The organism is Robertmurraya massiliosenegalensis JC6, assembly GCF_000311725.1.
Taxonomy (GTDB): domain Bacteria; phylum Bacillota; class Bacilli; order Bacillales; family Cytobacillaceae; genus Robertmurraya; species Robertmurraya massiliosenegalensis.
The window spans coordinates 1-25,083 of sequence record NZ_HE978518.1 but is presented as its reverse complement, the minus strand read 5'-3'; the positions used below and the strand labels follow the sequence as shown (position 1 = coordinate 25,083).

Annotated in this window: 27 protein-coding genes, 3 pseudogenes and 2 riboswitches; of the genes and pseudogenes, 15 read left to right on the top strand and 15 right to left on the bottom strand. The window is 36.0% G+C overall.

Annotation, left to right across the window (positions count from 1 at the left end):
• The first annotated feature begins 86 nt into the window (after nt 1-86).
• Nucleotides 87-1,217: an alanine dehydrogenase gene (gene ald, locus BMSHG_RS22315; RefSeq protein WP_019156680.1), complete on the top strand. Its 1,131-nt coding sequence runs from the start codon at nt 87-89 to the stop codon at nt 1,215-1,217.
• A 312-nt stretch (nt 1,218-1,529) separates the two neighbouring features.
• On the opposite strand, the gene BMSHG_RS22310 is transcribed toward ald, so the two are convergent.
• Entirely contained in the window at nt 1,530-1,745 is a 216-nt protein-coding gene (locus tag BMSHG_RS22310; protein ID WP_019156679.1) for a hypothetical protein, read from the bottom strand.
• Between the two features lie 37 nt (nt 1,746-1,782).
• Nucleotides 1,783-2,181, bottom strand: coding sequence for a VOC family protein (locus tag BMSHG_RS22305; RefSeq protein WP_019156678.1), 399 nt, complete (start codon nt 2,179-2,181; stop codon nt 1,783-1,785).
• Between the two features lie 73 nt (nt 2,182-2,254).
• Nucleotides 2,255-2,367, top strand: a riboswitch (TPP riboswitch).
• Between the two features lie 93 nt (nt 2,368-2,460).
• A riboswitch (TPP riboswitch) is annotated at nt 2,461-2,549 on the top strand.
• A gap of 94 nt (nt 2,550-2,643) precedes the next feature.
• On the opposite strand from BMSHG_RS22305, the gene tenA reads away from it, so the two are divergent.
• The 9 genes from tenA (at nt 2,644) to BMSHG_RS22260 (ending at nt 10,064) form a co-directional block, all read left to right on the top strand.
• On the top strand, nt 2,644-3,333 hold the full coding sequence (tenA, locus tag BMSHG_RS22300) for a thiaminase II (protein ID WP_019156677.1): 690 nt from the start codon (nt 2,644-2,646) through the stop codon (nt 3,331-3,333).
• A 14-nt stretch (nt 3,334-3,347) separates the two neighbouring features.
• Entirely contained in the window at nt 3,348-4,070 is a 723-nt protein-coding gene (locus BMSHG_RS22295) for an ABC transporter ATP-binding protein (RefSeq protein WP_019156676.1), read from the top strand.
• A gap of 1 nt (nt 4,071) precedes the next feature.
• The gene (locus BMSHG_RS22290) at nt 4,072-4,830 is read left to right on the top strand and encodes an ABC transporter permease (RefSeq protein ID WP_019156675.1); all 759 of its coding nucleotides are present in this window, start codon (nt 4,072-4,074) and stop codon (nt 4,828-4,830) included.
• A gap of 17 nt (nt 4,831-4,847) precedes the next feature.
• Nucleotides 4,848-5,831, top strand: a complete 984-nt coding sequence (locus tag BMSHG_RS22285; protein WP_019156674.1) for an ABC transporter substrate-binding protein — start codon at nt 4,848-4,850, stop codon at nt 5,829-5,831.
• 15 nt (nt 5,832-5,846) lie between these two features.
• Entirely contained in the window at nt 5,847-6,368 is a 522-nt protein-coding gene (gene thiW / locus BMSHG_RS22280; protein WP_019156673.1) for an energy coupling factor transporter S component ThiW, read from the top strand.
• Nucleotides 6,337-7,137 (top strand): bifunctional hydroxymethylpyrimidine kinase/phosphomethylpyrimidine kinase, encoded by an 801-nt coding sequence (gene thiD, locus BMSHG_RS22275; RefSeq protein WP_019156672.1) that lies wholly within the window; start codon nt 6,337-6,339, stop codon nt 7,135-7,137. Before thiW ends, thiD begins: the two co-directional genes overlap by 32 nt.
• Before the next feature lie 20 nt (nt 7,138-7,157).
• Nucleotides 7,158-7,958: a hydroxyethylthiazole kinase gene (gene thiM, locus BMSHG_RS22270; RefSeq protein WP_019156671.1), complete on the top strand. Its 801-nt coding sequence runs from the start codon at nt 7,158-7,160 to the stop codon at nt 7,956-7,958.
• The gene (gene thiE / locus BMSHG_RS22265; protein WP_019156670.1) at nt 7,955-8,569 is read left to right on the top strand and encodes a thiamine phosphate synthase; all 615 of its coding nucleotides are present in this window, start codon (nt 7,955-7,957) and stop codon (nt 8,567-8,569) included. Before thiM ends, thiE begins: the two co-directional genes overlap by 4 nt.
• Before the next feature lie 127 nt (nt 8,570-8,696).
• Nucleotides 8,697-10,064: an MATE family efflux transporter gene (locus BMSHG_RS22260; RefSeq protein ID WP_026073585.1), complete on the top strand. Its 1,368-nt coding sequence runs from the start codon at nt 8,697-8,699 to the stop codon at nt 10,062-10,064.
• Between the two features lie 58 nt (nt 10,065-10,122).
• Here BMSHG_RS22260 and BMSHG_RS22255 read toward each other — a convergent pair whose 3' ends face one another.
• The 5 genes and pseudogenes from BMSHG_RS22255 to BMSHG_RS26720 form a co-directional block, all read right to left on the bottom strand.
• Entirely contained in the window at nt 10,123-10,494 is a 372-nt protein-coding gene (locus tag BMSHG_RS22255) for a nuclear transport factor 2 family protein (protein WP_235776439.1), read from the bottom strand.
• A gap of 105 nt (nt 10,495-10,599) precedes the next feature.
• Nucleotides 10,600-10,925, bottom strand: a pseudogene (locus BMSHG_RS26740) (antibiotic biosynthesis monooxygenase family protein).
• Between the two features lie 428 nt (nt 10,926-11,353).
• Nucleotides 11,354-11,818 (bottom strand): PH domain-containing protein, encoded by a 465-nt coding sequence (locus BMSHG_RS27910; protein ID WP_019156665.1) that lies wholly within the window; start codon nt 11,816-11,818, stop codon nt 11,354-11,356.
• A gap of 247 nt (nt 11,819-12,065) precedes the next feature.
• Nucleotides 12,066-12,275, bottom strand: a complete 210-nt coding sequence (locus tag BMSHG_RS26725) for an NUDIX hydrolase (protein ID WP_019156664.1) — start codon at nt 12,273-12,275, stop codon at nt 12,066-12,068.
• A gap of 904 nt (nt 12,276-13,179) precedes the next feature.
• Entirely contained in the window at nt 13,180-13,935 is a 756-nt protein-coding gene (locus tag BMSHG_RS26720) for a cupin domain-containing protein (protein ID WP_083879416.1), read from the bottom strand.
• Between the two features lie 206 nt (nt 13,936-14,141).
• On the opposite strand from BMSHG_RS26720, the pseudogene BMSHG_RS26715 reads away from it, so the two are divergent.
• Nucleotides 14,142-14,650, top strand: a pseudogene (locus BMSHG_RS26715) (ferritin).
• A 426-nt stretch (nt 14,651-15,076) separates the two neighbouring features.
• Here BMSHG_RS26715 and BMSHG_RS22215 read toward each other — a convergent pair.
• The 3 genes from BMSHG_RS22215 to BMSHG_RS22205 all read right to left on the bottom strand — a co-directional run bounded on the left by BMSHG_RS22215 (nt 15,077) and on the right by BMSHG_RS22205 (nt 18,130).
• A complete protein-coding gene (locus tag BMSHG_RS22215; RefSeq protein WP_019156661.1) occupies nt 15,077-15,775 on the bottom strand; it encodes a DUF421 domain-containing protein in 699 nt (232 codons plus the stop codon).
• A 23-nt stretch (nt 15,776-15,798) separates the two neighbouring features.
• Nucleotides 15,799-16,263 (bottom strand): CBO0543 family protein, encoded by a 465-nt coding sequence (locus BMSHG_RS26710; RefSeq protein ID WP_316245687.1) that lies wholly within the window; start codon nt 16,261-16,263, stop codon nt 15,799-15,801.
• Between the two features lie 349 nt (nt 16,264-16,612).
• Nucleotides 16,613-18,130 (bottom strand): phospholipase D-like domain-containing protein, encoded by a 1,518-nt coding sequence (locus BMSHG_RS22205; protein WP_019156660.1) that lies wholly within the window; start codon nt 18,128-18,130, stop codon nt 16,613-16,615.
• Nucleotides 18,131-18,427: 297 nt separating this feature from the next.
• Between BMSHG_RS22205 and BMSHG_RS29555 the strand changes: the two are divergent.
• Nucleotides 18,428-18,850: pseudogene (locus BMSHG_RS29555) on the top strand (transposase); the annotation flags it as partial.
• 70 nt (nt 18,851-18,920) lie between these two features.
• Here the strand turns inward: BMSHG_RS29555 and BMSHG_RS22195 are convergent.
• The 3 genes from BMSHG_RS22195 to BMSHG_RS22185 all read right to left on the bottom strand — a co-directional run bounded on the left by BMSHG_RS22195 (nt 18,921) and on the right by BMSHG_RS22185 (nt 21,755).
• Entirely contained in the window at nt 18,921-19,391 is a 471-nt protein-coding gene (locus tag BMSHG_RS22195) for a hypothetical protein (RefSeq protein ID WP_019156658.1), read from the bottom strand.
• Nucleotides 19,392-19,728: 337 nt separating this feature from the next.
• Nucleotides 19,729-19,962 carry a TnsD family Tn7-like transposition protein gene (locus BMSHG_RS29505; RefSeq protein WP_187371862.1) on the bottom strand — a complete coding sequence of 78 codons (234 nt, stop codon included), beginning with the start codon at nt 19,960-19,962 and terminating at the stop codon, nt 19,729-19,731.
• Between the two features lie 1,226 nt (nt 19,963-21,188).
• Entirely contained in the window at nt 21,189-21,755 is a 567-nt protein-coding gene (locus BMSHG_RS22185; protein ID WP_019156656.1) for a YitT family protein, read from the bottom strand.
• Between the two features lie 287 nt (nt 21,756-22,042).
• On the opposite strand from BMSHG_RS22185, the gene BMSHG_RS22180 reads away from it, so the two are divergent.
• From BMSHG_RS22180 to BMSHG_RS22170, 3 genes are all read left to right on the top strand, one after another.
• Complete coding sequence (locus BMSHG_RS22180; protein WP_019156655.1) at nt 22,043-22,270, top strand: hypothetical protein; 228 nt, start codon at nt 22,043-22,045, stop codon at nt 22,268-22,270.
• Nucleotides 22,271-22,565: 295 nt separating this feature from the next.
• On the top strand, nt 22,566-22,868 hold the full coding sequence (locus tag BMSHG_RS22175; protein WP_019156654.1) for a hypothetical protein: 303 nt from the start codon (nt 22,566-22,568) through the stop codon (nt 22,866-22,868).
• Between the two features lie 198 nt (nt 22,869-23,066).
• The gene (locus BMSHG_RS22170; RefSeq protein ID WP_019156653.1) at nt 23,067-23,285 is read left to right on the top strand and encodes a hypothetical protein; all 219 of its coding nucleotides are present in this window, start codon (nt 23,067-23,069) and stop codon (nt 23,283-23,285) included.
• An 874-nt stretch (nt 23,286-24,159) separates the two neighbouring features.
• Here the strand turns inward: BMSHG_RS22170 and BMSHG_RS22165 are convergent.
• Together BMSHG_RS22165 and BMSHG_RS26705 are read right to left on the bottom strand one after the other, a co-directional pair.
• On the bottom strand, nt 24,160-24,399 hold the full coding sequence (locus BMSHG_RS22165) for a hypothetical protein (protein WP_019156652.1): 240 nt from the start codon (nt 24,397-24,399) through the stop codon (nt 24,160-24,162).
• A 135-nt stretch (nt 24,400-24,534) separates the two neighbouring features.
• Nucleotides 24,535-25,083: DUF421 domain-containing protein (locus BMSHG_RS26705; protein ID WP_019156651.1), on the bottom strand; the 549-nt coding region annotated here is incomplete at its 5' end.

The following is a 25,083-nucleotide window of genomic DNA, read 5'->3' as shown; positions in this document are numbered from 1 at the left end:
TTTCTCGACAATGTCAAAATATTTACAAAAAAATTATAATTGAAGTAGATTTCAAGATAAGCAACCTTTATAAGGGGGAAATAGAAATGATTATCGGAGTACCAAAGGAAATTAAAAATAACGAAAACCGTGTAGCAATGACGCCAGCTGGTGTTGTCGCACTTACAAAAGCAGGACATCGTGTGTTACTCGAAACTGAAGCAGGTGTCGGTAGTGGTTTCACTGATAAAGCTTATATCGAAGCTGGTGCAGAAATCGTTTCAACTCCTGCAGAAAGCTGGGCTGCTGAGATGGTCATGAAAGTGAAAGAACCTCTTCCATCCGAGTATGACTTTTTCCGTCCAGGTTTGGTTCTTTTCACATATTTGCACTTAGCTGCAGAGCCTGAACTTGCAATGGCGTTGGTAACCAAAGGTGTTACCGCCATTGCTTATGAAACCGTAGAAGTAAATCGCACATTACCATTACTAACACCAATGAGTGAAGTAGCTGGGCGTATGTCCGCACAAATCGGAGCGCAATTTTTACAAAAATCCAATGGCGGACAAGGAATTCTATTGTCCGGAATTCCAGGAGTGAAGCGTGGAAAAGTAACGATCATAGGTGGCGGTGTTGTTGGGACCAATGCAGCAAAGCTTGCGATTGGTTTAGGAGCAGATGTTACGATTATTGACTTAAGCTCAGAGCGCCTTCGTCAACTTGATGACCAATTTGGAAACGATATTCAAACATTAATGTCCAATCCACTTAATATCGCTCAAGCTGTTCGTGAATCTGATTTAGTGATTGGGGCTGTGTTGATTCCAGGAGCGAAAGCACCAAAATTAGTGACAGAAGAAATGATCGAATCAATGAAACCTGGCTCTGTTGTCGTGGATGTTGCGATTGACCAAGGTGGTATTTTTGAAACGGTTGACCACATTACTACCCATGATCAGCCAACATATTTGAAGCATGGCGTTGTTCATTATGCTGTTGCCAACATGCCTGGCGCTGTTCCAAGAACATCTACAATTGGATTAACAAACGTAACAGTTCCTTATGCACTACAAATTGCAGAAAAAGGCGTTCATAAAGCTGTAGCTGAAAATCACGCTTTAAAGGCTGGTGTCAATGTTGCGGCTGGCGCAATTACGTATGAAGCAGTGGCAAAAGATTTAGGTTATGATTATGTTGAAGTTGATGTCGCTTTAAAAAAAGTACTTGAAACCATTTAAGTATCATAAAGGCTCTTTTCGCAAACATTGCTGTTTTTGGAAAATAATAAGTTCATAAAATGCCTATATCTCCTCGTAAGGACTAAAAAGAGAGGAAGCGAAAAGTGCCGTCGCACATTTAATGTATAGCAATAACAGTGACATATGGGTAAAAACCGGCTTCTGGGTTTTTACGAAAAACCACAACCTATACGAAAACAGCGATCATAAAAAAATGAGGCGCCAAAAACCATTTTCGTTTTTGGCGCCATATTTAAACCCCGTTCGTTAATCATGTATAAAACGTTTTTTTGTCAGAAAGAAAAATCCAGCCTAATCAATTACTCTCGCAACAGGATCCCCACATTTTTTACAATCACCATGTAATACGACCTGTTCATCAATTTCCTTCACAGTATAATTGATAATCTGCACAACATCTAAGCAAGTAGCACAAAATACATTTCTTTCAAGTTTCGAACGCATTTCCTTCGGGATTGACAGCCATTTTTTATGGGCAGAGAAGGAAATTGGAGAATCATTACCCATCTCTTCACCACTTTCAACTATAACTAACTCAACTTTATTACAATGGTGCTACTAATTCAACTTTAATTCTATCAGGGTCCTCAAAATAAACTGCATAATGATTGGGCCCGCCTGCATATGGATGCTTGTTTTGATAGAGTATGTTCACGCTTCTAGCTCTTAGCTTCATCGTCAAATCATCCACTTGCTGACGTGATTCTACATGAAAAGCTAAATGATTTAACCCTACTCGAGATCTATGATAAGGGATATCTAAAAATCTTTCCTCTGTTTGTACGAATACTAGATACGTATCTCCTAGTTTCCAACTTTGACCATTCTTCCATTTTTGAAATGGCTTATACCCTATCTCCTCAAGTAACCAGCCCCAAAATTTCTTTGAATCTTCTAAATTGGAAACATAAATTTCAAGGTGATGGATTAATCCTTTTGACATACATCCTTCCTCCCCACTAACTTTTATACTTGAATGCCATATTAAACCATGATACTATGATTATAAACTTTTATATTAGCACTAGGGGAGTCCTTTCATATCGAAAGACTGAGATTGAACTAAAGTTCTAAACCCTTTGAACCTGATTCAGTTAGAACTGACGTAGGGAAGTGGATATGGTTGTACACTTAGAGACTCAGCCTCCACTTTTGTGGAGGCTTTTTGTATATAAATTTAGCAAAATCGTTCTTTCTTAAAGGATTTAAACCGAATATTTTCATTTTCTACTAGGGGCGCCTTTTGGCTGAGACGTACCCTTTGAACCTGATCTAGTTCGTACTAGCGTAGGGAAGTAGGTATTGGTATATGTTTTCATGCCCTTACCGCTTTCCTATATCAGGAAGGCGGTTTTTATTTGTATTCGAGTTTCATTAAATTACCCTAACAGAGGAGGAAACGAAAGTGAAAACGATCAAAAATGAAAAATTTTCAGAACGGCTGTATAAAAACGTGCAACCGATTTGGGAAGAAAATCATCAACATCCTTTTGTACAACAATTAGGAAATGGTACACTCCCTCGCAAAAAATTTGTTCATTACATGAAACAAGATTATGTTTATTTAATTGACTATGCGAAGCTCTTTGCTGCCGCCGTAACAAAATCACGAAACCTGGAGACAATGGATAAATTTGCGCAAATTTTACATGAAACACTTCATTTTGAAATGGAACTTCATCGTCAGTATGCAGCAGAATTTGGGATTAGTCGCCAAGAACTAGAAGAGACGAAACCTACTCCAATCAATCTCGCCTACACTCGCTATATGCTAAATGTTGCACAGAATGGTACGTTAGCAGAGGTTGTATCTTGCTTATTACCGTGTGCATGGGATTACTGGGAAATCGGAAAACGATTACGTAAACAATACAGAGATACCCTCTCAACGAATCCATACGCAAAATGGATTGATACATATGATTCTCAAACCTTTGGCGAAGGGGCAAAATGGTTGATCGGGTTGATGGATGAGCTAGCAGAAGGTCTGCCGGAACGAGAACTTGCTGTTCTAGAAGAGCACTTTCAAATCACTTCGAAATACGAATATCTATTCTGGGACATGAACTATTTTGAACAGGATTGGCCCATCTAAACGAGGATAAAATAATGACACTTTTACTTGAAAATGTTTCTTACATATTTCCAAAAGAAAAAACACCAGTCATTTCAGAACTGAGCTTCACCGTCCAACAAGGTGAATTTGTCTCGTTAATCGGGAAGAGCGGTACTGGAAAAAGCACCATTTTAAAACTGATTACCGGTCTATTGAATCCAACAGGTGGAAAAATTACGATTGACAAACAACCTATTTCTCTTGGTGAAGTCGGATATATGCCACAAAAAGATCTTTTGTTACCGTGGCGAACGATCATCGATAACATTATGATCGGAACCGAAATTCAAAAGGATTTAAAACTGTCAAAAGAGGATGCTCGTTCATGGATAAAAAAAGTTGGCTTAAAAGATTATGAACAAGCATATCCCCATCAACTTTCCGGTGGTATGAGGCAGCGTGTTGCATTCTTACGAGCTATGTTAACAGGAAAAGAGCTACTCCTCTTAGACGAACCTTTTGGTGCACTCGATTCTATAACAAAGAAAGAAATGCAAGCATGGCTTCTGTCTATTTGGCAGGAACTTGATAAGACGATCGTCTTTATTACGCATGATTTAGAGGAAGCTTGCTATCTATCTGATCGAATCATTTTATTAAAAGAGGATAAAACACTCGAAGAGATCACCGTACCCTTTCCAAGACCGCGCCATCAAGAGATCGTGCATTCACAACCCTTAGTGGAGTTACGAAAAGAATTGGAGAAAAAGATTTAACATGAAAAAATTTAAAAAACAATACAGTTTATTTATTATCTTTCTCATTTCTGTGATGGTATTGGTAGAATATTTGGTTCGTTCTAAACTCGTACCAGCATTTATTATCCCAGCTCCAACAAATGTCGTTACACATATTGTTGAGCAATGGAGACCCTTATTATTTGAACATTTAGGGGCGACGATGGTTGAGTTTTCGATTGGATTTCTCATTGCTGTGACTAGCGGGGTCGGTCTTGCGATGAGTATGTTTTTCTCAAAAACGATTGAAAAAATGCTTTACCCTGCTGTTGTGATTTCACAAATGATCCCCATTATCGCCCTCTCCCCTATTTTTGTGTTGTGGTTTGGGTACAGCATATGGAGTAAAGTGGCCGTGACTGTTCTCATGTCTTTCTTCCCTATTGTCGTTGCCACATACGACGGCTTAAAATCAAGCGATAAAGACTATATTGAAATGTTACGTTCAATGGGTGCCACAAAACGGCAGATTTTTATGAAATTAAATATTCCAATGGCTCTTCCCGCCTTTTTCTCAGGATTGAAAATTGCCATTGTTTACTCCCTAGTTGGAGCAACCATTGGGGAATGGCTTGGTGCAAGCGAAGGGCTTGGCTATTATAGTCGACGGATGTCTGGAGACTTAAACGCAAACGGTGTGTTTGCGGCAATTGTCATTCTAACGATTGTTGGAATCATCCTATTTTCCCTTACCTCACTTGTAGAAAAAAGAGCACTACGTTGGAAAAATACTAATTAATTTGGAGTTGAAACTCAATGAAAAAATATATCATAGCTAGTTTTATCGTTTTAATGTCCTTAGTTGGATGCTCAAACTCTCAGTCTGACGGCGGTCTTGAAGAAATCAGCATTATGCTAGATTGGTATCCAAATGCAGTTCACTCTGCAATCTACATGGCCGAGGAAAAAGGCTATTTTGCAGACGAAGGTTTAAAGGTAAAAGTGGAAATGCCTGCTGACACAAACGATCCCCTTAAACTTGCTGCAACAGGGAAAGTGGATTTGGCCATAAGCTATCAAACCCAATTATTAATGTCGAGAGCTGAAGATATTCCAGTCGTCTCCATTGCTGCCTTTGTACGCCATTCATTAGATGGAATTATGTATTTAAAAGATAGTAACATACAATCACCGAAGGATTTAGTCGGTAAAAATGTAGGTTATCCTTCTTCTTCTGTTAGTGAAGCTATTTTAAAAACAATGGTTGAACATGACGGTGGAGACGCAAGCGAAGTGAAATTAACCGATGTTGGTTGGGACCTCATGCCTTCATTAGCGACCAAAAACGTTGATGCACTAGTAGGAGCATATGTAAATCATGAACTTGTTCTCCTAGAAAAGGAAGGCTATGACGTAGATATGTTTCCGTTAACTGAATATGGGGTTCCTGAAAATTATGAGCTTATTCTTGTCACTGGTGAAAGTACATTAGAAAAGAAAGAAGATGCATTTTCGAAATTTTGGAAAGCTCTCGCAAAAGGACAAGAGGACGTACAACATAATCCTTCTGAAGGATTGGAAGTATTATTTAACAATGAAAATGAAAGCTTCCCCCTTGATCGCGAGGTAGAAACAGAAAGCTTAAATATCCTTCTCCCATTAATGGATGATGGGACAGTTCCATTTGGTTATCAGGAGGATGATGTTTGGCAAGAAGTTGCTAATTGGCTTTATGAGACGGGCGTATTAAAAGAAAAGGTTGATCCGAGCCATGCTTTTACAAACATCGTTTCAGAATAGAGAGGATGAAACCGGATGACGAAAACAAATAAGATGACGTTGACGGCATTAATTGCCGCAATTACAACAATTTCTAGCAGCATGATATACATCCCTGTTGGCTTTGCGAAAATTTTCCCTGTTCAGCATTTTGCTAATGTCCTATCAGCTGTCCTACTTGGACCATGGTACGCCATTTTACAAGCATTTATCTCTTCTTCCCTACGCAACATGCTTGGTACCGGAAGTATCTTTGCTTTTCCAGGAAGTATGATTGGCGCATTGCTCGCAGCCTTCCTCTATCAAAAATCGAAAAAAATATCATTTGCTGCCTTCGGGGAAGTAATGGGTACAGGGATTATTGGGGCGATGGCAACTTACCCTATTGCCGTTCTCTTCTTAGGTCAGGAAGCGACTCTTTTCGGTCTTGTCCCTGCCTTTGCAATAAGCTCCATTACAGGAGCGTTAATGGGATATGGACTGCTTAAAATATTGGTACGTAATAACGCAATTGGAGGAATGATTCATGAAAACAGCTCTAACAATCGCAGGCTCTGATTCTGGAGGTGGTGCTGGAATTCAAGCAGATTTAAAAGCTTTTTCTGCAAATGGCGTATTCGGAATGTCTGTTATTACCGCTGTAACTGCTCAAAATACTATGGAAGTTCGTTCCGTCCAAAATATTGACAACGTAATCATCCGTGATCAAATTGAGGCAGTTTTTGATGATATTCCCGTCGATGCCGTTAAAATCGGAATGCTATCGTCTCCAGCAACAGTTGAAACGGTAGCTAAATCTTTAATTAAATATCAACCGAAGCATATTGTCTTAGATCCAGTCATGGTCTCAAAAGGAGGACACTACCTTTTACAAAAGGAAGCCATTCAATCGTTAAAGGAATTCATGCTTCCATTAGCGACGCTCATCACGCCAAATATTCCCGAGGCGGAAGTTCTTGTTGATAGAAAAATAGACACAGAAGACGATATGCTCACTGCATGTAAAAGTTTAATAGAACTTGGGGCAAACCAGGTATTACTTAAAGGTGGCCATTTAAATGGAAATCCGAATGATCTATTTTTTGACGGAGAATATTTTCATTGGCTCCATGGTGAAAGAATTGAAACGAAAAATACCCATGGTACCGGTTGCACTCTCTCTTCAGCGATTGCTGCGAATTTAGCAAAAGATCATTCGATGATTGATGCGGTGAAGTTGGCGAAGGAGTATATTACGATTGCCATTCAACACAGTCTTGAATTAGGCAACGGACACGGACCAACTCATCACTTTTACGAGCTTTACAAAAAAGCAAATCTACTTTAAAACGGATGGTGAAAAAACAAATGAAAGAAGCGATTAAAGAATTATTTACACAGATTAAAGAAGCACACCCTCTTGTCCACCATTTAACAAATACGGTTACGATAAATGATTGCGCAAATGTTACGCTTGCCATTGGTGGTTCCCCTGTTATGGCGACCAGCATTGAAGAAGTGGCGGATATGGCTCGTCTTGCTCAAGCATTGGTGATCAATTTTGGAACGATCGATGATGCGATGTACGAAGCGATGATCATTGCTGGTCAAGCAGCGAATCAAAAAGGCATCCCTGTTGTGTTCGATCCAGTTGGGGTCGGAGCTACTCCATTTCGTAATGAACGTGCGAAAGATTTTTTAGAAAAAGTGAAGATTTCCATTGTGCGCGGAAACGCATCAGAAGTATTCGCTCTCATTGGTGGGAACGTACAAACACGTGGAGTCGACGCTGGGGAAGTGTCTATTTCCGGTAGAGAATTAACGATAGAGGCTGCACGTAAACTCGATGCGATTACCGTTATTAGCGGAAAAGTCGATTATGTCTCAAATGGGACCGAAGTCATTGGCATTGACAATGGGGATCTTTTACTTACAAGAATTACTGGAACTGGTTGTACGACTGCCTCCCTCATTGCCGCATTTGCAGGCGTAACCGAAGATTGGTTTACTGCTTCAGTGGCAGGGATGTCAACCATGAGCGTTGCTGGTGAATTAGCAAAAAAGAATCTACAACCTCATGAAGGGATCGGTACATACCGAATCAAATTATTAGACCAAATTTTCTTAATGGACGGAGACAAATGGGAAGAAGGTGTACGTTTCGTATGAAGGACTCCCTGAAATTATATTTAGTCACGGAAGAATCAATCCCCCTTCCCGAACTTTTAGCCATCGTCGAAGAAGCGATTAAAGGCGGTGTGACCGCCGTCCAACTTCGGGAGAAAACGAATTCTGGCAAGCTATTTTTCGAAAAAGCGGTTCAGCTCAAAAAATTAACTTCACGCTATGGGGTCCCTCTTTATATTAACGATCGGGTTGATATTGCCTTAGCTGCTGAAGCTGATGGGATTCACGTTGGACAAGAGGATCTTCCTCTTGCACATATTAAACGTATCGTCCCTTCTACTGTTCGAGTTGGCGTGTCAGCAGGTACAGTTGAAGAAGCGATTGCTGCTGAAAAAGATGGCGCAGATTATATTGGGGTTGGGGCTGTATTTCCAACTGCCTCAAAGGATAATGCGAAGGTTTTACCAGAAGGAGAACTGGAAAAAATCATTCAATCCGTTTCCATTCCGGTTGTGGCAATTGGAGGAATTAAGCTCAATAATTTAGATCGATTAAAAGACCTGCCGATCGCTGGTGTGGCCATTGTGTCTGAAATTATGAAGGCTGATTCTCCTCGTCAAGCAGCTTCTCTTTTACGGACAAAATTATATTAATGATTTGAACGGAATCTCGTATCAAAACGTAGATTCCGTTTTTTCAAATTTTCTCCTTTACTTTTCTGAAAATAGGATTAAAATAGATGAGTATTTCAGTTTCAGAAGTTCAAAAGGAGAACAAAAAATCGTGGAAGAAACCAATAAATATAAAGAACAGACATTGTTTCAAATTACATGGCCGCTTTTTATCGAAATTGCCTTGCATATGAGTATGGGAATTATCGCGACCTTCATGCTTGGGCATTATTCAGATGACGCTGTTGCAGGTGTCGGCGTCGCTAACCAGCTCCTGAATATCTTCATTTTAGTCTTTAACGTTACATCGATTGGGGCAACGATCTTAATTGGACAAAAGCTTGGCGCAGAGAAATTTGCGGAAGCGAAACAAATGGCTCGTTCCGCTTTTGGCATGAACTTCTGGTTTGGACTTATTATGGCCCTAATTGTCTTTCTATTTGGCGAGTATTTTTTACAGCTTTTTGATGTACAAGGAAAAATCTATGATTACGGCCTTATTTTTATCCAAATTTGTGGTCTATCCTTATTCTTTGAATCTCTTGCTCTAGCACTGAGTGCTGTGCTAAGAAGCTATGGATATACGAAAGAATCAATGGTCGTGACCATCTTCATGAATATCATTAGTATCGGTGGGAATATTCTTGCCCTTTCAGGTCTATTCGGACTCCCGATTACAGGCGTCGTTGGTGTATCGTGGGCAATCGTTGCCGCTCGAGTGATCGCTGTACTAATACTACTCTATTTAGTCTATAAACGATTATCCATTTCGTTTCACATACGTGATATCGTAAAAATTGACCGTCCTGACTTTCTTGGTCTCCTTCGCATCGGTTTGCCGTCTGCTGGAGAGAACTTATCTTATCAATTTTCACAGTTACTTATCACTGGGATTGTTGCTTCACTTGGAGCTGCTGCTTTAACAGCACGAGTATACATCGTCAATATTTCCATGCTTTGCTTTTTATTTACGATGGCGATTGGCATGGGAACACAGATTTTAGTATCAAGATATATCGGTGCAAAAGAGTATGACAAAGCCCTGCAACGTGGATTAAAGACATTAAAAATTTCGATTATCATCTCATTTATCGTTTCCTTGGTGATTGCCTTAGTGGGCTCTCAGATTTTAGGAATCTTTACCGACGATCCAATGATTCTAGCCGTCGGAATCCCAGTTCTTTGGGCAATTGTCTTTATTGAACCAGGAAGAGCAATGAATATTGTCTTAATGAACTCATTAAAATCAGCAGGAGATGTCCGCTTTCCAATGGTGACCGGAATCATCTTCATGTGGGGAGTCGCCGTACTCTTTAGTTATATCTTTGGCATTCATTTAGCATTAGGCCTACTCGGAGTGTGGATCGCCCAAGGAATGGACGAATGGATTCGAGGAATTCTAGCTCTCAAGCGTTGGAAAAGCCGCCCTTGGGAGAAAAAGGCACGGATTAAAGAACTGGTGGTTAATAAGGGATAAAGATTTTTATATCAAAGGGTAGATGGTCAGGAATGACACCTGTAACATCTATCTTTTTTTATCTTTCAAGTTCGATATATTCTCTTAATAGTTTCCACTCATGCCCCTCTTTCCTCCATACAAACATGCATTGAGCAGTATATGGATCACCGTTAATCGTGTTGGTTTCTCTTCCTAAAACCAAATATTCGTTTCCATTATTGCGCGAGGTGATAGAAACAGCTTCAAAACTTTTCTCTGCATGATCCATATGTTGCAAAACACTAGTTAAGTCATAGTCATAATAGTACGGGTCTGGTTGTTCTATCTTTGAATGAGCCCAATATCCAACAAAATCTTTAGACATATAACTTCTAATCCCATCAGCGTTTTTACTAATAAACCCTGCATTCCACACCTTAAAATAGTCATTTAATATTTCGTTAATCACATTCAACCTTCATTCTCCTTCCTATTAAGAGCAACCAATTAAAGGATTGCTCCATGGTTAACTGAAATAAAATTATTTTTGAAAATTAAGACTTTTCAATACGAATTACATTTCAAACGAATAATCTCTTTCAACCTTACAAACTCGAACTTTATAATTTTTATACCATTCTTTTCTACCTTTTTCTTGAGCTACTTTATGTATAGAATGTTCTTTCCAATTCTTTATGTCATCTAAAGATTGCCAATATGAAACCGTAATACCTAACTCGTTATCTCTTGCGCTTTCAATTCCCAAAAATCCTGGTTGCTTCGCAGCCAACTCTTCCATTGTTTCTGCCATTTTCCATATCCATTCTCACCATCTGTTCTTTCTGAAGTAAATATGACCGCATAATATGGTGGTTGTGGTGTTTTCTTATTACCGTTCATTTATGAATTCACATCCCATTTAGTTATGAAAATGATAAGTTATTAATCTTTACTGTTTATTCTTCACTTTCGAGGGAGAACTCCATTCGTAATTTTATGTAATGTTATATTTAACAAACTTACAAAGAGATATAGTGTTATTAGAACTACGATAAACTGTATGATATATTTTAGCATTACATTTGGTGCATACAATGCCATCCAATTTCCACCGTAGTATATACAAATAAATGCGAAGATTATAGTAACCGTATAAGAAATACCCACACCTATTATTTGGATTTTTGACAAAACTGACAAAACTTTTTTATTTTTCAATATGGAGGTTATGGTTATTATTAAAAATAGCACAGCTATTGAAAGATTTTCCATGTATTCACCCTTTTTTAGTTTTCAATATTATTTGCTAAAATGGTAATACCCTCTTATTATTTATCAGACACAATAGAAGTCACATCTATTTGTATATCAGGGTTTATAGCTAACAATGATTGTATAAGTTTACTTCTATTATTTGGGGATATTTTTATCACATCATATTTACCGATAAGAATCTCCAACTTATGAGCGGATAGATTAGACGATTTATTTGGATTTTTTATACTGCGAATCTTTCTGATTTCATTAATATATATTTTACTTTTAAAAGGACCCATTTTTACTAATAGTGAAAGTCCTAAAGTTTCTCTTGCCTTTTTTACCGCTTTTACGTCTTCGCCAGCCTTTATTAGCTCCCGTAGTTCATCATTTATTGGGTTATCAGGGAGTCCTAAATGTTTAGTGAATTGGTCTAAGGTATATTGCATACTTTTCATTCGACCATCTAATTTATCCAACTTAACAAACAAATAAATGATTATGATAAAAGAAAGGATTATAAGATAATATTCCATGTATTTGTACCTCCAAATTTTACTTCTTTACTAACTTTTGTACGAATTAAAAAAATAAAAGATTCACTCTTCCACCAAACTGCTCCGCTAATTCAATAGCTTCAACACTAAAGGACATTTCCTTCTTTATGAAAAGTTACCTATATAATTTAAAAAAGATTATTCGACTTTATCAAATCCTAGATGAACAGAATCGGGATTAAAATTTATGAAGCAATGTTTCTGCTCGTTTGATACTTTCCTTGGTCTATGCTGGAGTTTTAGGATGGTTGATCACTTCATCTGTACTCATATAGTAAATATTTGCCACTTCAAGGGGGCGATTTCTAAAAGGTTCTCCATTTCTATGTTCACAAAGAAAAACAATATCAATAACCTTACATCCATCATCCGCTATAAATGATGAGCAGTGAACATATCTTAATTCGTCTTTTACTTCAATACCAACTTCCTCCAAAATCTCACTCTTGTGATTCTTTTTCTGAATTTTTTATAAAACAATCCTGCTCTGTTAGTAAAAAAGCGACTGTTCTTGATGAACAATTGCACCCGGTAGTTGAAGAACAAGGGTTATATCTCATCTTGAGAACCAAGCAAATTATTTCTTGGAAAGATAATGTCTTGCATTAACATAAAATACAGTACCAAATAAGAATAAAAGGACTATAACCCAGCTCGCTATAGCTGAATACTCACCTTTAAAAATATATTCACTTGTCCCATTAACTAAGACCATTAACACCATAACAAAGTACAAACCTTTTAAATATCTCATATTTTTGTTCAAAACCTCCGTTCCTTTAAAGGATAAACATTTAACCAAACTGCTTCGTTACTTAAATATCTCTACAACTCAATATAACATAATATTCCAAACATATTGAGGCAAATAAAAAGACGATCTGATTTAAAGACCGCTTTGTTCAACTCTTGCTACCCGTTAGTTGAATAAGGGGTGGACTCTATAGTGTTTCTTCTATTTATCATTTTCTAGAAGTAAATTGAAAAGTTCTTTAAAAATACCTGGAGTAGAACAAATTATTTCTTCCCCAAACAAGTCATTAGGGATATTGTCTGGCACTTCCTGACTTATCAAGACCTAAATTAAAAAATCCTTAAAAAACAAAGAAGAGTACATATTACACATGACTAATATGTTGTCTTCATTTTATTCCATTAAAGCGCCCGATTGCGGAAGATCGAAATATTTAAAAGTACTTTAAAAATTAATATTTAGCAACGCACCCGTTTGGTTCAATAAGCATCTTCCCTTAACTATATGCTTTTACCTCTATTTCTACATATTTTTGCTTTGTTGAAGAAGTTTAGATTCTCCTGTACGTTCCCATTCTTCTACTGTTTCATAGGCTCTTTCGGGAGAATATCCTTTCCCTACAAGTACGCCCATTAGAATAAATTCTTGAAGAATGTGTAAGGCGTTTATTCCCCTTTTTAACATCCTCTAATCCTTCATTTACCAAAAATTCTGTGTACTGCACCCATTCGTCTGGAGTCCTACCAGATATTAGTTTTCCATTGCCCTGATTGCTGCCTTCTTCCGCGGCTATTGCGTTTGCTTTTGTTACATGAACGGTTCCACGTGGATGTTGCGGTGGTGCATATATGGAATAAAGTTTTAGTTGGCTATTACCTGTATTAATTACATTATGCCATGTTCCAGCGGGTATCATTATCGCAGAATCATCAGCGATTCTTCTTTCGAAATTAAGGTTATCTTTCCTGCTACCCATTCGAACAATTCCTTGGCCTTGTTCAACGCGTAAGAATTGATCAACGTTAGGATGTATTTCCAAACCAATATCTTCGCCAGCTTTAAGACTCATCAATGTAACTTGTAAATGTGTTCCTGTCCATAAAGCGGTACGAAATGTATTGTTTTGTTTAGTTGCCTCATTAATGTTAATAACAAATGGTTTGGGTCCATAATCTGTTAACAAAGTATTTCCATTACTATTAGGTAATCTAAATGTATTAAATCTGTTTGCATATTTCTCGGCTGGATAATCCCAGTAATCAGACTGTCTTGCATAGTTATTCATTGGTACATTTACATAATAAGGATATTGATACGGATTGTTATAAGGAAAACAGTACATTTTTCTCCATCCTCTCACATTTTACAAATCGGGTAATTAAATCACCTAATTCTTACCTTATAGAATGATATGCAATATTAAATAGCATGAATAGGTACATACCCATTATTTCTTTAATTTGCTGAGTCATTTATCCTGGGAATTTTCTAATATATAATGACGAAACATTAAGGATAAAACATCTTGGAGTTAGGAGTGTAGAGGACATGAATGAGGAACTTCAAAGGTTATTTAATAATCTAATTCAAATTGAACATGTATCAACGACTTTATATCTTGCCATGTCTGCATATTTGGGGAGATTGAACTTAACAGGTATGGCTCACTGGTTAAGATTGCAATCAGAAGAGGAAAGAACACACATGCTTACCTTAATTGATTTTGTTGTGGATCGGGATGGTACTGTCCAACTGAGCAGTCTCCCTGCTCAGCCTAGCGACTTTGGTACACCGCTAGAGACTTTTCAAAAAGTATTAGCTCATGAACAATTTGTTACAAATTCTTATCGTCAAGCCTATAACTACGCAATCAAACAGACCCACAGGCTGCTGTAATTATACAAGATTTTTTAAGAGAGCAAATCGATGAGGAAGCACAAGCAAAAACAATTATTGATAGACTTAGACTTGCTGAAGGTAACCCTTCTGCCCTTTTATTGTTAGATCAGGAATTAGGAGCCAGAACAGCTACAACGACGGCTCCAGCAGCAGGATAAAATTGGAATAGACTTAACACACTTTACACAGGATATGCATAAACTTAAACGTATCTTATAAAAATTTTTGTCCATTTTCCCTAACCATCCTTTCTAGGATGGTTTTGTATATTAGGAAACGCATATTATGGTCTAAGCATGAAGCATTCACCAAAATTGAACTTTATTTAAAGCGTCCAATGGCGCTTTCTTTATTAAATTAAAAATCACACTAAAAAGCTTACTCGCATACTTCACAATTTTTAGTCTACTACGTAATATAATTACTCTACAATATATGGCCCGATACACGAATAAGACGCAACGCGCCCGATTGTGGAAAACCAAAGAGTAACAAACACCCTATCAGATAAATTCATAAAACGGATTTTCTGGTTCATCTTTTTTTAAATCCACATTATATTCATCAAGAAAATTGATATGCTCCTATCCTAATAAATTTTTATTAGGACTTACATGTATGCCTTCACTTTCTCGCCAATCTGCGTAAAGTATACGCTTTACATTATCATATCCATTGGTAGTTAATTGGTTATCTAACCACTGTTTATCAAATCCAAGTTCATGTAAATTATCCCATAAAATTTCCCCATCTATAATTAACGATGTTGGGAGGTCTACTGGACTTTCTGGAAGATTGAGATCTTGCTTTTCTGGTTTTTGATACTTGGATTTTAATAATAAACTTAATTGCCCATTAGCTTCCAATATACCGTATTTGACTTCGCGAACTGAAAAGACATTATTTTGACGGAGTATACTCAATACTTGATTTACATCCAATTTGTTCTTTGTAAGTAACTTTCTGTCCATAACACCATCTCGAATGATTATGTTAGGATTGCCTAATAAGAGAGAACGTATCGATTTATTTTTTAGAGTCATAAACTCTATTCCCAACATAAGAAACGTCCACAATCCGATGGCATATAAAAAATGGAAAATCCCTACCTTATCTTCATAAATGGTATTTCCTAAAAAATCTCCAAGTACTAACACAAAAACTAAGTGAAACGGGGTTAACTGATAGATGGATGTTCTGCCTGTTATGATAATGATAAAAAATAAAGTGGCAAAGCCAACGATGACTTTGATCGTCAGTAAACCAATATTAACTTCTTCCAAAGTTTTTTCCTCCAATTTAAATTTTACTTAGTTGTAAGATCTTGAGGTTTAGATAAATAGGCTAGTTTTAATATTAAAGCTCGAGTTACAATCCCAACAATGATGTAATATATGAACGAATATCTGTATCTCCACTCTAAATAATTAACAAGTTTGACCCACTCGCAAAAGGGTTCACCTATAAAGGCATATGTTAGTGCCATAATGATCTGGGCTAAAATAAAAGATTTCCATGTTCTAAAATATTGATATAACAACATGTAAGCTACAGGAACCATTGAAAAATCAAAAGGAAAGGCCCGAGGAATAATAGGTAGGAATGCAATGGGGTAATCCCAAAAACTATATTGTGCACCAACTACATCTAATAAGGTTGTTGTCAAGATAATTATGGTACCAAATAACAAAATTTCTAAAATAATGTCTCGTTTTACAAGTTTAGCCCATATAACCCAAGGCACAATTAAAAAACGACTAGAATCCACCATTCCCAAGTTAAAAACTCATTTTTTAGCCAACCATTTAATTCTAAATGATAGAGCTTATCTTCTAATAAACGTATTTCCTTAAGATTTTCAAATATATTATTTATTGATATCACCCCTATATTTAAATTAAAAGGTAACAGATATTTTTGAATTCAAACTCTTTGAGCTGCCTTTTTAGTATTACCCGTTTTTTAGTAATGAATTTCATCGTAAATAAGAAAAAAACCCATGTTGGAAGTTCTTATAACACGGGTTTTCGACTTTTTTCAAATAAGTCAGAAATATATTAAAAACAAAAATTATTTAAATCTAGATTTAAGATAGAACAATAAAAACAGGATACATCAACTTATAATAACGGAGAAAGCAGTCGAGCACCCTGTTCAACAATGCGCTCGGTCAGGGATCGTTGCAACAAGTCTTCAATTCTTAATGGTACAGAATCAGTAAGATCCCTCTCGAACTGCTCTGTGAGTTCCCTTGCCACATCAGCACTGTACACGACTTGACACACTTCATAATTCAGGCGAAAACTTCTCATATCATAGTTTGCTGCGCCTACTTCTGCAATTTCCTCATCAATGATCATCAGTTTCGCATGTAACATTCCTTTATTGTACTGGTAGATTTGGACCCCAGCTTCTATAAGTTCCCCGTAATAGGTACGACTTGCAAAGCCCACGCTTTTTTGATCAATGTGGCGAGGAACCAGCAATCTTACGTGCACACCACGAGCCACAGCTGTCTTTAATGCCATGATAATATCTGTTTCTGGTACAAAGTAGGGTGTTGTTATATCAATAGTCTTGGTCGCCTGTGTTATACATATAAAGTAAGCTTGACGAATAACTGGGGTAGGAATTCCAGGGTTTCCTTCCAACGTATGGATGTACGCTTTTTGCAATTCTCCTGTCTTTGTTCGGGTATTGTCTGTTTTACCTTCTATAGGCCATAACTCAGATCCTAATTCGGCAGACCATCTTGAAAGATCTATGCTGCCGGTTGGATTGATTTCCTTTGATTTATATTTTGGGATTTTAGTGGGCTTTTTCGTTGCCTCAGATTTTGTTTTTGACTTTATCCGTTCTGGTACAGCGATATTCCAATGAACGTCGAAGATAGTCTGCAAGTCGCCTGTTGCTTCCCCTATAATTTGCAAATGAGTGTCCCTCCAAAATCCTACGTCTTGCTTTAATCCTGTATATTCATACCCAACGTTCATACCGCCAGTAAAGGATTCCTTTCTGTCAATGGTGACAATCTTACAATGATCCCGATAATTCCAATTGGACAAAATCCAGGGAAAGCTTAAAGGAAATATTGTCCGACATTCTATCCCTGCTTCCACCATCTGAAGAATTTTTTGACGAGGAAATTTTTTACTCCCCCAACCATCTCTAATAAAACGAACCCGCACTCCATTTACTGCTTTTTCGATCAGCAGTTCTGTGATGCGATTACCAATTTGGTCGTTCCGATAGATGAAATATTCCAGATCAATGGTTTTTTGGGCTTTTTGTAGGGATTCGATAAGTTGTTCATATTTTGCTATTCCATTGTTTAGTACTTGGACTTTGCCGACTCGAATCCCGCCTACAGTAAAATACCTTAAAGCATCGGCGATTATCGATGCTGAATCACTATATGTATCAGGTAACTTATCAGATTCATTATGAGAAGAGGTCAATCTTTTTCGATGAATAAGCTTGGGATTTGATATGCTAAGATATAGTAAGAAACCAATGACAGGCAAAACAAGGACGATTACTATCCAATTCAAAGCTTTGGCTGGCCGACGAACTTCCCAAATTGCTATGAATAAGATAAAGAACGTATTTAACAGGTATAGAAAAAAAATCCACTCCAACTAAAATTCCTCCTTAGTTTTTCCCTTAACATGTACAAACTATGTAGCAAGTATACGTTTGGAATACGAGGAATTTTGTAGATTGACCTTTTCTCATGAGACACCTCAACTAATTTTGTAATTAGTTTATTTTGTCACAGTATATTTAATGTTGGAGATGTATCGAAAAACAAAAAAGGAGCATTCCTGTTAGAAGAATTTTCGGGGACTTGAACAAAAAGAGCCCTCTTGGTATGATGCGGGGTGTCAAATCGTGGCGAAATGACCCCTAATTTGTTAACCAAGGAGGACTCCATAATGGATTTTAAACAAAACCAGAAAATAAATCAAGTCACCGAAATAACACTTGTTGTGGGAGTCGACATTGCCAAGCGCACACATTACGCTTGTTTTGTTGATGATCGAGGGCGAGTGCTCCAAAAATCATTCTCAAAAGACGGACGGTTCAAAGTCGCAGCTAACTCTATCGGAGTAACAGAGGGACGTGAGATGGCCCGTATTGAAATCGCCACACTCGTCCGCCGTTACCACCAATTAGAGAAGGATATTGAAAGTATTACTCAACACTTAGTTGAGCTTGTAAAAACATCTGTAGAATACGAATGGCTATCAACGGTTCCAGGGCTTGGAGAAACAACGATTGTCGATTTATTAGCCGAAATCGGAAGCTTTTCACACTACGAAAATCCACGCCAACTAATTAAAAATATTTTTTTGACACCCCACCAACGGGTCAAACCGTTGATATATCAATATTTATAGAGGGAGGTTCGTTTTACATTTCTTCCATTTAAACCCAAGATCTTACATTATTCTGCTGTAGCCGACTAAGTATATTCGATGTTAAAAAGACTCCAACAGGGGGAAAGATACCACTAATTACGGGATATCCGGTAAGAGCTCTATCGGTTGTAGCAATCCATGTTCCGTATTCGCCTGCTTGTAAAGAAGGAGGTTTCATAATAAGCCTCCCATTTAAAATAAAATGTCGAATTCTAATTTGGGGTTCATCAAATATCGCTAAGTTTCCAGAAAATGTGGCATAAGGTGTATCAAATCTTATTTGTTTGGTGTTTTCATCCCAAGATCCAGTAATTGGAATAGGTGTACCACGAAAATTAACCGTACCAATTACCCTGTTATCTGTAATAGAGTTAATGTTGAGTACGCCCCAAACGATTGGTTTACCAGCTATAGCAGCATGGATACCCCATAATGATGGGAATGGAATACTAACCATTGTTTGCTGTGCAGTTTGCAATACTAATCTCCCCCTAAATTTAAAGTTTATGTTCTGAAGAATAAAGGATTAGATATCTTATTTACTACCCTATATAAAGGACCAATCCAGTATATGCACCACAAGCTGAATACGTTTACTTTTAACGGTTAGAAGCTCATCCTTTCGTTGAAAAATGCAGATCATTCAACAAATAGTTGTTTAGAATAAAAAATTATGTTACAAAAAAAATTCCTTTATCTTTTCTCTTTGGGTGAATTCTCTTTAAGCCATTGTTTTGTCGTTACGATAGATGACGGCGTACAACGCAGGCTTCATTGTTCTTATTTCTGTTACATTTTCCCAGGATTCTCCTTAATTAGATAAAGCCACTCAGATTTCTTATTCTGAAAAATAACGTCATTAGAAGAACCATGTTCTTTTTTTCATTCATAGACGAATTTGCATATTTTTTTACTGTTTTGGTATCCACATCTAATTGCCTGGCAACTGATCTATAACTCCTTTTCTCATTATGAATTAAATTATTAGCAGTTATAATCCACAAATCACCAAATTGTTTAATCCTTCCAATTTTTTTGTATATTTTCACTATCTTTCTCGTTCTTTGAATAATGAAATCCACAGTCACATCTAAAAAGTCCAATTATTTTCTTTGTCTTTGAACATACAGAAACTTCACCTTTTGTATTAAAAATTTACCAAATGACTTGCTGCTTTATTTAAACAAGGAAAAGGGCCCTCACCAAATGGATAATGTCCTTTCTCACTAACTTGACCTATAGCCAAAACAGATCATAAATCATAATAGTCCCTATTTTTAAAATAAAGTTTCGATAAATAGATTATTATAGTTTTTTGTGCGGAATTACAAAATTAAAGCTAATTCTTTTTAACTTCTTTACTTACCGAAGTATGTAGTGAAATGATGAGCTTTTTTAAAAGTCCATAAATATTTTTAAATCAAGAAAATGGGTTGCGAAGAACTATGGTTTGAAAATGCGGGTAATGGCGATCAACTCCAATATCTTTGATACTGATTTTACAACTTAATGTTACAAAACTAATGGTGCTGTGACATCCCAAAGCTTACTAGAATGTTTAAAAGGGTATTGATAGACAATTTTGACACCTTTAGTTCTTGCACTGGTCCATTGGTTAGTAACCCCAGTTGCTTGTACAGCTTTTGTTGATTGTTAGGTAGTATCGGTAAATTATATGAGAGGAATAAAAGAATATGATAATTCAGTTTATTAACAGAATAATTATGAAAAAACAACCACTAAAAAAATTAAACAAGTAAGTCTTATCAATTTCCGTTAAAAATCAAAAAACTCTATCCTTTATATAGGTAGTCTAGACCTTAATCATTAAAGGAGCATAGTATGGATTTGAATATTTAGAAAGTTAAAATCATAAAGGGAGTTGTTTTTGCTATGAATAGGGAAATTGCACCTCTTGTGAAAACTATTTTTGGATAAATTAACTATCACTGTTACCAAATGATTGGCTTCGTACTGACCGACGTAAATATTATTGTCCCAGATGCTATCCTGAAGTCTTAGAAGAACAAACTAAACTTTTTTTATGAATTCTAGTTCGGTTTGTCCAGAGAATGTATACAAGTTGTGCAAAGTTTTTAAGATATAGTCGCAAAAGAGAGATAATTATTCTTTTGTAGGATTAGTTTTATTTTTTAGGTGATTTGACTTGCGAAGGTACGTAAAAAATTAGGAAAAAAGCAAAAATGATATAGAATAGAGTCAGTTCCACTTTATTCTGTATCATTTTTGCTTTTAATCGTCTATGTAATTTTTATTAGTCCTCAGTAATTTTATGACTTTTGACAATCAAGGAAGTAATCATTCCTATAATACAAATTATTAAGGAAGAAAAAAGAAATGCTTTTAATCCTAGAACATTAAACCCTGCTACTACAATTAGACCATCAATTAAGAAAATAATAACTCCTATATTTAAGGAGGAAGCTGCCGATATGAATTGGGCTAACATATCTGTTCCTCCAGAACTTACGTTATTTAGAAGCATGACTCCTACCCCTATTCCAATTAACGCTCCCCCTAATAACACACTAGTAAAGATAGAAAATAAAAATTGTGTTCGTAAAGGTTCTAACCAATCAATAAATATTGATACGATAATTAAACCTAGAAAGTTATTATAAAAAAATGTTCGTTTATAGAACCATGCAAATATAAATAAAGGGAGGCTTAAAAGAAACATACCTATTCCTGTTGGAAAGCCAAAATAATAATGTAGGATGAGGGCAATGCCTGTAACTCCGCCGTCTAACAAATGATAAGGGACTAAAAAACCGTTTATTCCTACCCCTATTAGTAAACTTCCTATAATAATTGCAGCCATTTTCTCAAGAATATAAATCACCTTTTATCGTCTGTTTACTATAAATTTATGTACAAGCAGAAGATTTTAGAAGTTGACTGAGAGTTGTAAATAAAGAGGAAGGACACACAACTTAAAGTTAGTGAAAACAGTAACATTATTTCTGTATAAAATTCTATTTTTTATCAAATTAGAACGAATTTTCCCTCAAAATTTTAGAATACTTTCAACCATTAATAAATTTTTACTTAGTATTTCAAAAAAACTTCATTAGTATTGTTGTGTTCCGTAAACAGGAGGCAAATTTAATGGGATTAAGAATAATCATATTGGATTCCAACGGAAAAGAACTTGAAATTGAAAATAAAGTCATTGAAGATATCATATTTGAATCTGAAGAAGAAATAGAATTTAAGAACAGCTTGCCATTAAATTTTCAATATAAAGTAATAGGGGAAAAAAGAGTGAACAAAAATGATTATGGGGTTATGTGTTATATTATGCTCACTTTGATAGTTCAAGCGTCCAAAGTTTAGTTTGTCAGTAGAAACGGCTTGAGGTGTTATTAACTCCTAAATGAATATCAAAAAAGATAGAGGAGCCACTAAGTAAAAGGAGTGTAAATTAATTGTCATTGAAAAATCAGTGGTTAATTAATAAGGTGAGAATTAGCGAGTATTTATTTTGAACTTGTTTACTTTAGCTTATTTTCTAAAAATTTACTGTAGTAAACGATATTTAAAAATTTCCAAATACAATCTTAATTTTACATTTATCGGGAACGATACTAACTGTGTTTAAATTTACATAGATCATGAAGGGAGAACAACCATGAACAAAAAATGGTTTCTAATTCTTGCAGGGACATTTTTATCTACCATGTTAATAGTGGGTTGTAACAATGATGATCAGGACCCACCACCAGAGGATAACAATAATGTTATTGAAAACGGTGATATTTATGATAACGATGGTAATAATGATCAAAATGATAATGCAGATATTGAAAATGTACCCGGAGTAGATGAAGATGATAACATGTTTAAAGATGATGAAAATGACAAAGATCCAGATCCAGAGGATCCAATAGAAGACGCGGAAGATATATGTGACGGCGACAACAAAGATGAGTAACTTTACCTAATACTAATTCGAAAAAGCCGGTTTTCCATACAGTACAGGAAAATCTGTGCTTTAATGAATTAGGACTCTGAAGGATGTTATTATATCTTATGTTAATAGGTTCTGTTAAATGATACCAAGAAATGAGGATAAAAAATTTCTTTGAAGCATTCTATGTTTTGTACTAAAACAAATAGGAGGAAATTAACAATGGCTAATCAAATCGATACAAATAAATTGAAGCAAGCAGAAGCGGCTTCTTCTATTGTAAAAGATATGATAACTTCTGCAATTGAACAATCTGCTGCTAACACCACTCTTGCTTCAGAAGCATTAAAACAAGCATCAAGTGAAGTGGCACAAATACAAACATTAATTAGTCAAGCACAATCGCAGCTCCAAACTCAATCATCTTTATCAGAAGAATAAATCATCCATTCTTTTATAGATACAATATGATAATATTCAAATCAAAAACACGGTTTTATAGAACTAGATATATTAAGGATTTTGCGAGATGCAAAGTCCTTTTTTTATTTTCTATAAACCATTGCTTTTTCCAAATTGGTTTATTTGAATAAGGATTATAAGCTTCCTATAGAAAGGCTATGTTTAATAACCTTGTTGATAATCGATTAATACCTTGTATCGCACTTATCTGCCTGATAAATGGCTAGAAGGGAACTCCACTCCCTCCATAAGTCAGCCTTCCTTACAGGACTACCTATCCTAAAATAATAGCAGATATTCTAATGCGATAAATAACTTGTTAACTGGGACATGACAAGTCAAAAGTGTCTTAAACTACGTAAGGTTTAATAAATGAATAGGGCTTTCTCAAGGCATCTAATCCCTATGAGAAAGCCCTTTTTTTAAAGGGAATTTATTTATTTTTGATTTGATTTTTACTAGGTACTAATTCTTTTGAAAACTCTGTTACAGCTGTAGCCATTCTTTTCATTTGACCATTTTTTCGAACGTTATTGGTAAAGTTTTGGATAGGGTTCAGTATATTCCTGTTCCCATTTCTTCTTAATCCAAAAACAGCAGCTGCGCTAACTCCTAAACCAATCAGAGAGCCCCTAAAATCCCCCTGTTGTTTCTTCTTCTGTTAAACATATTGAATAGGTTTAGTCTTCTTCCTATATTGAACAGATTCATCCAGTTATTCAATAACAAACACTTCCTCGATCGAGTATTTGGAAGGGAAAATGAATCTCGCTTCCAAAGCTAATATCGACATGCAAATGTTTGAATATGCTGGTAATGTTTGATAGTCAGTAATGGTCGAACCTACATGTTCTCAATAAAATGTTTCATTTACTTCCCATGATTCAACCGTTTTATAAGCAGTTCGTGGATCAAATCCTTTTCCAAGTAAATAAGTAATGGCTGCCACTTCCGTAATTGCGTGATGATAGGATGTAAATGCTGCTTCTTGTAAACCATAGTTTACAAAAGGTATTACAGCACGCAAAGTTTCATTTTTTAAATCCCCATAGGGCATATAAACTGAAGTATGAAAAGGGGTATGATTACACATTTGGTTTCTCAGCTCCTTCCTCAAAAATACTAGAACTTGATGGTATCTTATGACAAGGTAAGATTTTGGTTGTTTGTACCATTAAAAATCCATATTTACCTAGCTAAGAATTAAAATATAGGGAAGGGAATCGTCTTAATAAAAGTCGTTAACATCCATTTTGTTAATGGTTAATGAATGATCAGTATCTCTAACAGCAGCATAAAAAATTTCTTTGATTTGAAGATATCCCTTTGCCTTTAGTTCTTCCTTTAACCACTTTTCATTTTTGTTGATTAATTTTAAATTACGCTTTTGCACTTTCCCTTCAATGACAACGGCTATGGGTAATCCGCGGTATTCCACTTTCATATGTAAATCTTTTGGAGTAATAGGAACTAATTCTTTTCTTGGAAAAATGCTAATTTCACCTGTTGCTTCCAAAATCGCATATTCAATATCGTGAATATCCGGATATCCTGATGTTCTTAAATTAGACAACAGCTCAGGTAAAGGATATCTACTTTCCTTTAAATTTCGATAGATAATTTTCCCGTGTTTAATTAGAATAGTCGGTTTTCCGATAATAAAAGGGTTTAACTTATTTAATAAACTTAACTTTGATATAAATAGATGAATGCATGTTATTACAATGATTCCAATAATCCCCTCCATCACTCCGTTTACTTTAATAGAACCAAAAGC